General features: G+C 42.0%; 14 protein-coding genes. 10 read left to right on the top strand and 4 right to left on the bottom strand.

Annotated features, from left to right (window positions below; genetic code table 11):
- Positions 1–315 (top strand): HigA family addiction module antitoxin (locus PVV66_RS07190; RefSeq protein WP_273719107.1); only part of this gene is annotated, 315 nt, incomplete at its 5' end.
- Positions 316–361: 46 nt separating this feature from the next.
- Here PVV66_RS07190 and PVV66_RS07185 read toward each other — a convergent pair.
- The 3 genes from PVV66_RS07185 to PVV66_RS07175 all read right to left on the bottom strand — a co-directional run bounded on the left by PVV66_RS07185 (position 362) and on the right by PVV66_RS07175 (position 2,197).
- Positions 362–640, bottom strand: coding sequence for a hypothetical protein (locus tag PVV66_RS07185; protein WP_273719106.1), 279 nt, complete (start codon positions 638–640; stop codon positions 362–364).
- Positions 637–1,371: an antA/AntB antirepressor family protein gene (locus PVV66_RS07180; protein ID WP_273719105.1), complete on the bottom strand. Its 735-nt coding sequence runs from the start codon at positions 1,369–1,371 to the stop codon at positions 637–639. Before PVV66_RS07180 ends, PVV66_RS07185 begins: the two co-directional genes overlap by 4 nt.
- Positions 1,372–1,621: 250 nt before the next feature.
- A complete protein-coding gene (locus PVV66_RS07175) occupies positions 1,622–2,197 on the bottom strand; it encodes an antA/AntB antirepressor family protein (RefSeq protein ID WP_273719104.1) in 576 nt (191 codons plus the stop codon).
- Positions 2,198–2,588: 391 nt separating this feature from the next.
- Here PVV66_RS07175 and PVV66_RS07170 point away from each other — a divergent pair, with 391 nt between their 5' ends.
- The 9 genes from PVV66_RS07170 to PVV66_RS07130 all read left to right on the top strand — a co-directional run bounded on the left by PVV66_RS07170 (position 2,589) and on the right by PVV66_RS07130 (position 9,780).
- On the top strand, positions 2,589–3,800 hold the full coding sequence (locus tag PVV66_RS07170; RefSeq protein ID WP_273719103.1) for a phage tail sheath subtilisin-like domain-containing protein: 1,212 nt from the start codon (positions 2,589–2,591) through the stop codon (positions 3,798–3,800).
- Entirely contained in the window at positions 3,800–4,306 is a 507-nt protein-coding gene (locus PVV66_RS07165) for a phage major tail tube protein (RefSeq protein WP_273719102.1), read from the top strand. The genes PVV66_RS07170 and PVV66_RS07165 overlap by 1 nt, the downstream gene beginning before the upstream one ends.
- A 2-nt stretch (positions 4,307–4,308) precedes the next feature.
- Entirely contained in the window at positions 4,309–4,596 is a 288-nt protein-coding gene (locus PVV66_RS07160; protein ID WP_273719101.1) for a phage tail assembly protein, read from the top strand.
- Between the two features lie 38 nt (positions 4,597–4,634).
- On the top strand, positions 4,635–4,706 hold the full coding sequence (locus tag PVV66_RS09740) for a GpE family phage tail protein (RefSeq protein ID WP_081485993.1): 72 nt from the start codon (positions 4,635–4,637) through the stop codon (positions 4,704–4,706).
- Positions 4,703–7,003 (top strand): phage tail protein, encoded by a 2,301-nt coding sequence (locus tag PVV66_RS07150; protein ID WP_273719100.1) that lies wholly within the window; start codon positions 4,703–4,705, stop codon positions 7,001–7,003. Before PVV66_RS09740 ends, PVV66_RS07150 begins: the two co-directional genes overlap by 4 nt.
- 5 nt (positions 7,004–7,008) lie before the next feature.
- Positions 7,009–7,389, top strand: coding sequence for a phage tail protein (locus tag PVV66_RS07145; RefSeq protein WP_273719099.1), 381 nt, complete (start codon positions 7,009–7,011; stop codon positions 7,387–7,389).
- Positions 7,386–7,610: a tail protein X gene (locus tag PVV66_RS07140; protein WP_039760481.1), complete on the top strand. Its 225-nt coding sequence runs from the start codon at positions 7,386–7,388 to the stop codon at positions 7,608–7,610. Before PVV66_RS07145 ends, PVV66_RS07140 begins: the two co-directional genes overlap by 4 nt.
- Positions 7,607–8,917: a phage late control D family protein gene (locus PVV66_RS07135; RefSeq protein ID WP_273719098.1), complete on the top strand. Its 1,311-nt coding sequence runs from the start codon at positions 7,607–7,609 to the stop codon at positions 8,915–8,917. Before PVV66_RS07140 ends, PVV66_RS07135 begins: the two co-directional genes overlap by 4 nt.
- Positions 8,918–9,222: 305 nt before the next feature.
- Positions 9,223–9,780 (top strand): antA/AntB antirepressor family protein, encoded by a 558-nt coding sequence (locus PVV66_RS07130; protein WP_273719097.1) that lies wholly within the window; start codon positions 9,223–9,225, stop codon positions 9,778–9,780.
- Here the strand turns inward: PVV66_RS07130 and PVV66_RS07125 are convergent.
- Positions 9,727–9,951, bottom strand: a complete 225-nt coding sequence (locus PVV66_RS07125; protein WP_273719096.1) for an Arc family DNA-binding protein — start codon at positions 9,949–9,951, stop codon at positions 9,727–9,729. The two genes, PVV66_RS07130 and PVV66_RS07125, sit on opposite strands and share 54 nt — an antisense overlap.
- Positions 9,952–9,993: the final 42 nt, after the last annotated feature.

The raw sequence follows: 9,993 nt of genomic DNA, 5'->3' as shown, positions 1-9,993 counted from the left end.
CCTAATCGTTGTCCTTCTCATCCAGGAGAAATTTTAGCTGAATCCTTAGAACATTTAAATGCAAGCAAAACCGAAATTGCTCGGATTCTTCAAATATCACGCCAGCACTTGCACGGTATCCTTAAAGGAGAACGTCCAGTCACAGCCGTAACAGCAGCTCGCATTGGTAAATTGTTAGGAAATAGACCAGCCCTTTGGCTACAGCTTCAAGCCAATTATGATGCTTGGCATGCAGAACGGGAAACAGATGTTAGCAAAGTTCCAACACTAACAGCTAGAGAAATGAATGCGCAAATGGAACATAGCCATTCGTAACCTTCTCCCCACCTTAAAGACGGGGAGATGAGTCATAATTTATGACTTAAGCAACCTTTTTAATGGGGCTCTCGAAATTTGGTTCGTAAGATTTTAACAAAGACTCTATAATCGGAGGTGGTCTTAAAGTTCCAAAATTTGTAATCATTGCCAAAATTTTCAGTGCATTTGGGGTTTCGTCTTGAAGCTTAAAAATTAAAGCTTTTTCTATTGCATCCATAGTCTCAATGAGAGTATTAAAAGCCTTATCTTCAATATCATCACGATCAGAAAACTGATACAACGCCATCCACAAATCGCATAAAAAATCAATACTGGTCTTCATTGCACACCTCCATGGATTTGTTCTCTCAAACATGCCAATCCTCTCGATGTGATTTTTGTTGAAGGGAGTACCTTTTCTGTACCATCCGGTCTTTGAATGGTGATAGCAGGACAATCCATAAAGCCTTTCTTGATTTTATCTTGGTAAGGTAACAAAGGCGCCCCTGGAGCCCGTCGATAGACCCAATCATGTTTACGCAAGTAATCTGTTAAATCCTTTGGTCGCACCTCTAACATTTTCGCTGCTTCAATCAAACCAAACAAACCATCAGAACGCTTTAAGCCATCCAAAGCTTGTGCTTTTGGTGCTAATTCGGCAATAGTGTTATCTTTTTGCTCTATTTGATTTTGTAAGTGATTCAAAACACCAAGTAATGCCTCGGGTTTGGAGTAGTCAACTTGTGGTATAGCTACTTGTTTCAAAAGCCGTTCACATTTGATAAAGTATTGACGTGCCTCATGCCCTTTGTCATTACGTTCGATCATGGAAAGGTGTTTAGCCATGTCTAAGGTGAGGTAGTATTCTATGCTTGGGCGCCCACCTTTTTCTAAATTTTTAGAAAAACCTATAAAGTCTATATTTTCTCGAAAGTTACATTCTTTAATGCGATTTTTAATCCAGTCTGCAAACTTTGATGTGATTCCCAAAAATGTGTGCAAATCACGAGCATTGACGGTTTGAACAGTTTCCTGATCAATGGTTTGTTCCGATATCGGAATAAGAGTGTTCATGTGAACTCCTTGGTAATAGACGTTTTTGATTGACACTCAATGAAGAGTGCCGGGCGCTCAAAAACACGGTACCAAGTCCGTCGTTACGCTTTTCCCGTAAGAGTATTGTATAGCGTAACCACACCCGACGAGGTCATTATATGCGTGTAACATACAATGAGTCAAAGCCTTTAATGTGCGGAAAATAAACTATCTCGGTAGCTCGTCCGCTTGGTATTTAAGGTGTTTTTGAGGCACCTGATTCGATTATTCATATTGTTGCTACATTGTCAAGTGGCAATGTAATATTTTTATAAAAATAATCCGTTAAATCTTTTGGTCGTACTTCAAGCATCTTTGCTGCTTCAATAAGACCGAACAAACCATCAGAGCGTTTTAAGCCTTCCAAAGCTTTTGCTTTTGGTGCTAATTCAGAAATAATATGATCTTTCTGCTCTATTTGACTTTGTAAGTGATTCAAAACACCAAGCAATGCTTCCGGTTTGGAGTAGTCAACTTGTGGTGTCACTACTTGTTTCAAAAGCCGTTCACATTTGATAAAGTATTGACGTGCTTCATGCCCTTTATCATTACGCTCTATCATTGAAAGATGTTTAGCCATGTCTAACGTAATGTGGTATTCTTTTACCTTTCCACCGCTTACTAAATTTTTAGTAAGCGTTATAAAGTTTATATTTTCGAGAAACTTACATTCTTTAATGCGATTTTTAATCCAATTTCTAAATTCAGACTTTATTTCCAAAAACGCATGTAAATCACGCGCGTTAACAGTTTGAACAGTTTCCTGATCAATAACCTGTTCTCTAATTTCTATAAGAGTATTCATAATGAATTCCTATGCAGTTAGACGTTTTTGATTGACACTCAATGAAAAGTGCCGGGTGCTCAAAAACACGGTGCATAGTCCGTCGTCACGCTTTTCCCATAACAGGGTATTTTATAGCGTAACTACACCCGACAAATCTATTATATGCATGTAGCATATAATGAGTCAAAGTCTTTAATGTGCGGAGAAGAGATTGTGTCGGCAATCTATCCGCTATCGATTTAAGGTGTTTCTTAGGCACCTGATTCGACAATAGACATTGCATAAATAATGTCAAGCACCTTTCTATATTTTTGTTAATTTCATCTATAAATGCTGGACGCCTAAAACACAGCAATCATCCCCTTCATTTTCCCATTCATTTCTAGCCAATATTTCAAAGGAGTATAAAATGGCAACAGGTTTTTTACACGGTGTTGAAGTCGTTGAAGTTGACGACGGCACCCGCTCCCTTCGTGCGGTTCAGTCTGCCGTTATCGGGATTGTTGGCACAGCACCCGATGCCGATGAACAAGCATTCCCCCTCAACACACCGGTTTTGGTAGCGGGCTCTCTTTCACAAGCCGCAAAACTCGATAAAACTGGTAAGCGTCAAGGTACATTACCCAATGCCCTTGATCTTATTTTCAAGCAAGTAGGCGCAATTGTCGTTGTCATCCGTGTGCAAGAAGGTGACAACGAAAATGCGACACTCACCAATATTCTAGGTGGTGTAAATGCAAATGGCGCTTATGAAGGTGTTCATGCTTTCATTGGAGCACAATCTGTTTTAGGACAAACACCACGTATTCTGATTGCGCCAGGCTTTACACATCAGCGCCCTTCCAGTGTGGGTATTGAAGAGAACGGAACTGATGCGACTGCCAACCCCGTCGCAGCAGAACTGATTGGCATTGCAGAGCGTTTGCGCGCTATTGTGGTGCTTGATGCTCCAAACACAACAGATGAAGCAGCCCTTAGCACAGCAAAGGATTTTGATTCAAAACGCGCTATTCTCACTGACCCGTTTGTAAAGGTAAATCGTGATGGAAAGATCATAGAACAGCCCGCAAGTGCAGCGGTTGCTGGCGTCATTGCCAAAAATGATTTTACTCATGGCTTTTGGCATTCCCCTTCTAATAAAGTGATCAATGGAATTGTGGGAACTGCGCGCCCCATTGATTTTTCCATTGGTGACAGATCAAGCCGTGCCAACCTTCTCAACGAACAAAACATCACAACAATCATTCGCGAAAATGGCTATCGCCTTTGGGGAAATCGCACACTCTCAAGCGATACAAAGTTTGCTTTTTTATCCGTGGTGCGCACCGCAGATATGATCAATGATGCTATTTTGCGCGGACACCTATGGGCTGTCGACCGCAATATCAAAAAAACCTACATGCATGATGTCAGTGAAAGCGTTAATGCCTATTTGCGTGATTTGAAAGCACAAGGCGCTATTCTTGGTGGGCGTTGTACACCTGATCTAGAGCTTAATACAGCAAGCGCCATTGAAAGCGGCAGAGTCTATTTCAATGTGGAATTCACGCCCACAACACCCGCAGAACACATCACGTTCCGTTCACAAATCATCAATGATTACCTAGAGGAGATCTTTTAATGACAGTCCCTGTATTACCAAGAGTTTTGAAATATTTTAACATTTTTGTTGACGGCATTCCCTATCAAGCAAAATGTGAAAGTGTCACCCTACCGAATTTGAGTTTGGTCGTTGAGAGTTATCGCGGCGGTGGCATGGATAGCTCCATTGAGGTTGATCTTGGTCTTGAAACCCTCACGCTGAGCATGACCATTTCTGATTGTTCACCAGAATTAATGGCGCTGTTGGGACGCACCGATGTCGACATCTCATTGCGCAGTTCAATGCAAGCACAAGGCACACCCGCAGAAGGTGTTGTTATTACCATGAGAGGACTTTGCAAAGGCTTTGAAATGGCAGAATGGCAACCGGGAGGCAAAGCAACTTCTACAGCAACATTCACATTGCAATATTTCAAATATGTCCAGAAAGACGTTGAAATTGTTGAGATAGACGTCCTCAACCTCATCAGAAAATTCAATGGCGTCAATCAACTCGCAGACCACAGAGAAAACATAGGATTATAAAAATGACCGTCCAAACAAGCATTACACATAAATTATTGATACCCATTGCCTTTGAAGGAAAAGAGCACACCACAATTACCTTACAGCGCCCCAAAACAAAAGATTTGCAAGCAATCGACAAAAAAGAAGGTATAGAGCAGACAATCGCTATGATCGCACGCCTTTCTGGATGGCCGCATGAGGCTATTAGTGAACTTGATATCAATGATTTGTCAAGCATTGGAGAGATCTTGGAGTCTTTTATCAAACGGCGGGATACCTCGACTGGGAAACCGCCGCAAAACTCATAGCCGATATCGCCATTGTGTTCCATTGGTCCCTTTCAGAGATGATGGAAATGGAACCACAAGAACTCATATTCTGGCGAAAACAAGCAGCAGAAAGGTATAAGACAAAATGAGTGAAAAAGTTGCTGATGCAAAGGTGAAATTGTCACTTGAAGACGAACTCACCACGCCTCTTAAACGTATACAAAAGAAATTCGATACACTTTCAAAAACACTCTCACATAGTTTGGGTATTCCGCGCTTTTCTGCTGCTGTACAAAACATGACAAAAAGTCTTCATGGTGTTCAAGGTGCTCTTAGCACAGCAGCAAGTCGTGCTTCGGTCTTTACCGGTGTTTTAGGGCTTGCTGGTGGGGGGCTTGTGGCAAGTGTAACTGCCCTCACCATGAAAACCATGCATCTGGGGGATAGTCTTTATCACGCATCACGCCATTTAAATATGAGTGTTGCATCACTTCAATTATGGGGTGATGCAGCCGATAATTCAGGCACTTCCGCCGAACTCTTTCAACAATCCTTAGCGGTTTTAAATAGGCGTTCGGCACAAGCCTATGCTGGACAAAAAAGAGGCATGATGGGCTTTGAAGCGCTTGGCATTTCTGTCAAAAACACTTCTGGAAAACTCAAATCCACTTCTGTCTTGTTGGAAGAAATTACCGACAAGATGAGTAAGATGAAAAATCAAGCACAAAGACAGCACATTGCTGCCTTACTGTTTGGTGGAGATGGTAAAGAGATGGCATCCATGCTCTCACAAGGCATGGCGCCCATCAAAGAGCTGTTTGCAAAGGCGAGAAAAGGAAAATGGCTGATAGGTGCTGATGTCGCACGCTATGCCGCAGATTTAAGTGACAAGCTTGGTGCCTTTAAGAAAAAAATAGGGGGTATCGCGAGCTTTATTGGTGCACGTTTCATGCCCGTGATCAATGATATGGTTGACGGTTTTTCAAAGTTGATTGATGAAAACCGTGACCTCATTCAAACAACCGTTGCGAGCTGGGCGAAAACCTTAAGAAAAGTCTTGCAAGATTTGCTTAATCCTACCTCTGATTTAAGAAAGGGTATCAGTGATCTTACAGAGAGGATTAAAGGCTGGTTCCAATGGCTAGAGCCTCTAATTGGTGAAATAACTCTTTTCAAGGTGGGGCTTGTAGCTCTTGGTTCCTTCATTTTTGGTCCACTCATTGCCGCATTAGCAGCCGTGGGAGCCGCATTTGTTAGCCTTGGTATCACAATTATGACAACCCCCATAGGCTGGATCATTGGTGGTATTGCAGCTCTTGTTGCTGCCGGATATTTACTCTACAAAAATTGGGACAAAATCAATGGCTGGCTGCTTACATCACTAGCCATAGTAAGCGCAGTTTTTATCAGGCTTGCTTTCGCTCTTTCAGGACCAGTGCTTGCGGCCTTCAATTCTGTTGGTGCTAAAATTACCGGTCTGGCTGTAAACCTTGGAAAATCCCTGCTCTCAAAAATAATCACAGCAGATAAAGCTTTTATTAGATTTTCCGCAACTCTGGGAAGATCACTGCTTTTAGCATTAGCCTCAGCTGCTTCCGCAGTTGCCAGTTTTGCCTTAACTCTTGTAGGTACACTGATTTCAGCAATAACTGCCGTTAGTTCTGCTTTTATATCGCTTGGTGTTGCTATCATGACCACACCTATTGGCTGGATTATTGGCGGCATTGCAGCTCTTGTTGCTGCCGGATATCTGCTCTACAAAAATTGGGACACAGTCATAAGCTTTATAAGCAAGCTATGGGATTCTTTTGCAAGCTTATGTAGTAATGTTTTTAATAACCTCTTGGCGCTCTTTAAAAACTTTTCACCACTCTCTTGGATTTCGAAAAAAATCAATGAACTCATTGAATGGCTGTTCGGTGTCGATTTAATGGAAGTAGGCTCCAATCTTATTAATGGGCTTTGGGATGGCATCAAAAGCAAATGGAACGCTCTGTCTGACTGGTTGAGCGGCATGATGCATAAATTAACCAATTGGATGCCAAACTGGATGAAAGAAAAGTTAGGGTTTAATGTTTCAATCAACAAAACTTCAACGGAGACCATTAAAACCTTTACCGAAGAAACCAATACACGGGCAAAAAAAATGCTCGATACAGCTGTGGTTACAAATACCCCCCCTGAAAAACGCAAGAGTGGTTTTAATACAGGGGGCGTTGAAACAAGGCATATGGAAGCTCCAAATGCAAAAGTGGGTTCCCTCAAAGCTCCCAAGCCCATTACCGTTCATAAGCCGGTAGAAGTAGATGCCCGCGTGATGATTTCAAATTTAAATATTTCCGTCCCCAATGGTCTTAAAGATGAAATCAGAAACGCCGTCAATCAAGCCCTTGAACGCTATGCCAAACAGCAACGCTTGGCTATAGCCTCTAGCCTTTCGGATTAAACATCATGATGTTAGCTTTGGGTGGTTTTATCTTTTCCATTGAAACGGCAGCCTATCAAACCCTTGATATGTCTTATGGCATTCCATGGGTTGAACAAGGGCGATTGGGGCGCAAAGCAGCACTTCAATTGCCTGCCTTTGCAAATGCGGAATTTTCTTTAACCGGTGTGATCTATCCAGATTTTAAAGGCGGTCACGGACAAATCGAATATTTGCGACAAATGGCGCATAATGGTCCTCATATCCTTGTGACGGGTCAAGGCAAGATTTTAGGCAAGTTTGTCATTCTTTCCGTAGAGGAAAAACAAAGCATTTTTCACCAAAACGGCTCCCCCAAAAAACAAGAATTTACAATAAAATTGAGAGAATATGGTGAAGAGCTATGAGTGATCTTTACGTGACAAAAGAAGGCGATATGGTTGATGCCATTTGCTGGAGATATTATGCCAAGGGTCAACAAGCTCTTGCTGTTGAACGCGTCTATGCAGCAAATTTTGGTCTTGCAGACTATGGACCCATTTTAAAAGCAGGCATCACAATCGTTTTGCCAACCCTCCCCTATCCTAAAGCCACACCGGTGATTAGAATTTGGGGCAGTCAATCATGAAACCTTTTTGCATAGTGATGGCAAATGGAGAGGACATCACAAGAACGCTGATGGACTATGTTTTGTCGATTGAAATTACCGATGAAGCAGAAGACAAAAGTGACCGCATCACCATAGAACTTGATGACCGCGCCCGTGAGTGCGACAATGGCTTTCTTGATATTCCTCTCATTGGAACAATCATTTCCGTAACACTTGGCTATGAAGGCGGCAAAAACCGCGATATGGGCGCCTATCTGATTGATGAAATCTCTGTAAGCAGCCCCCCACAAAGTTTAAGCGTGACAGGACGCGCCGCCTCTATGAACACGTCTTATAGAACACCCAAAAGCCAATCCTATCACCAACAAACCCTTGGCAATATTATTCAAGAGATAGCACAGCGCAATGGCTATATAGCAAAAGTTGACCCTGCTCTTGCAAAAATTGTTGTGCGTCACATTGACCAAACTTCTGAAAGCGATATGGCTTTTGCCACACGCCTTGCAGAAGACTATGATGCGGTAGCAAAACCCGTTGATGGCAAGCTTGTTTTAGCTAAACGGGGCGAAGGCAAAGCCATTACCGGTGAAACACTGCCCGTCGTTGTCATCCATGAAAAACAATGTACCTCTTGGGATTTTAAATACAGTGCACGCGATGAAGCAGGTGCCGCCAATGGCTTAGCAACAGATGCAGGAGATGACCAAAAAGCCGCCGCTGATGCACGAGAACCAGAAGACGTTGATGACAGCGAAGATGTTATCCATATGGATGAAAGTGACGCCCCCAATTTGCCTAAAGAAGAGACGGAAGCCAAAACACCTGAAAATCAAGAGCAAGAAGAAGAGAAAAAAGGCGGTGTTATCGCAAGCTATCATGATATCCGCAGTGGTGAAAAAAAGGAAGTCAAGGTTGGTCAAGCACCGTTTCATGAACTCAAATACACCTACCACAATCAATCAGAAGCTGTTGCGGCTATTGCGGCTTATCGCAATAAATCATCGCGTGGCAAATCTTCTTTCTCATGTGATATCGGAGGTGATCCCTTTGTGCAAGCAGAAGCAAAGCTTGTTCAAGAGCCCCCTTTCCGCCCCTATATTCCAGCAGAATGGCGTATCAAAAGCGTTAAACACAAGCTTGATAAAACAGGTGGTTACACCACAAAAATAGATTGTGAACTTTTTGATGAAACCCAAGAAGATGCGGCTGGAAACGTTGCAAACACAACACCAGACAAAGATGATACCCTTGATCCAAACGCCCCACCAAACGCATGCGACGAAGGCGAAGGCGTAATCCATATGGATAAAGAGGATATCAATTAGCAAAAATATCAAAAAATTATAGAAAGTTGCTTGACATTATTTATGCAATGTGTATTTTCGAATCAGGTGCCTAACGAACACCTTAAACCATAAGCGGATTGGTTACCGAAATAATCAGTCTTCTATACATTAAAGACTTTGACTCATTATATGCTACATGCGTATAATAATATTGTCGGGTGTGGTTACGCTATACAATACCCTTGCGGGGAAAGTGTAACGACGGACTTATGGCCGTGTTTGTTAGCGCCCGGCACTCTTTTTTAGAGTGTCATTAACAAACATCTAACCATAAGGAATTCATTATGAATACTCTTATTCCGATATCGGAACAAACTGTTGGACAGGAAACTGTTCAAACAGTAAATGCACGTAATCTACACACATTCTTAGAGGCAAAACGAGACTTTTCCAATTGGATTAAAGATCGCATCAATAAATATAATTTATTAGAAAATCAGGATTATTTAGTTTTCACCAATTTTGGCGAAAACCTCCAAGGTGGACGTCCCTCCAAAGATTATGCTCTCAGCTTAAGCGTAGCTAAAGAGCTTTCTATGGTGGAGAACAATAAAAAAGGTAGAGAAGCTCGTTTATACTTTATCGAATGTGAAAGACGTGCAAAACAAGTCGCTACTCCACAGATAGCCGCTCCACAAGTTGATTATTCCAAACCCGAAGCCTTACTGGGTGTCTTGAATCACTTACAAAGCCAAATCGAACAGAAAGATCATGTGATTGCAGAACTAACTCCAAAAGCACAAGCTTTGGATGGCTTAAAGCGTTCTGATGGGGCTATATGTGGCATCTTATTGTTTTTTATTCACGAGTGGTTGTTCAAGGAGCTTTTTGAGATCTTCTGAATTCATTGCCATTAAGTGATTTAATGTAACGGTAGTGCGGATAGAATCTTCTAAACGAGCAAGAATTTCACCCGTAAGGCTACGATGATTTGCTTCAGCAAGCTCTTCCAATTGATTTTTCAGTTCAATTGGAATGAGAAATTTAAATTGCACACGATCTTTTTTTGTCATGCACCTAAAATATACCTAAAATACACTTGACACAAGGTACCT

This window comes from Bartonella sp. AU16XJBT (genome assembly GCF_028618665.1).
Taxonomy (GTDB): Bacteria; Pseudomonadota; Alphaproteobacteria; order Rhizobiales; family Rhizobiaceae; genus Bartonella.
Note: the sequence above shows the minus strand (reverse complement) of the source record. Positions and strands in the feature narration are given on the sequence as shown.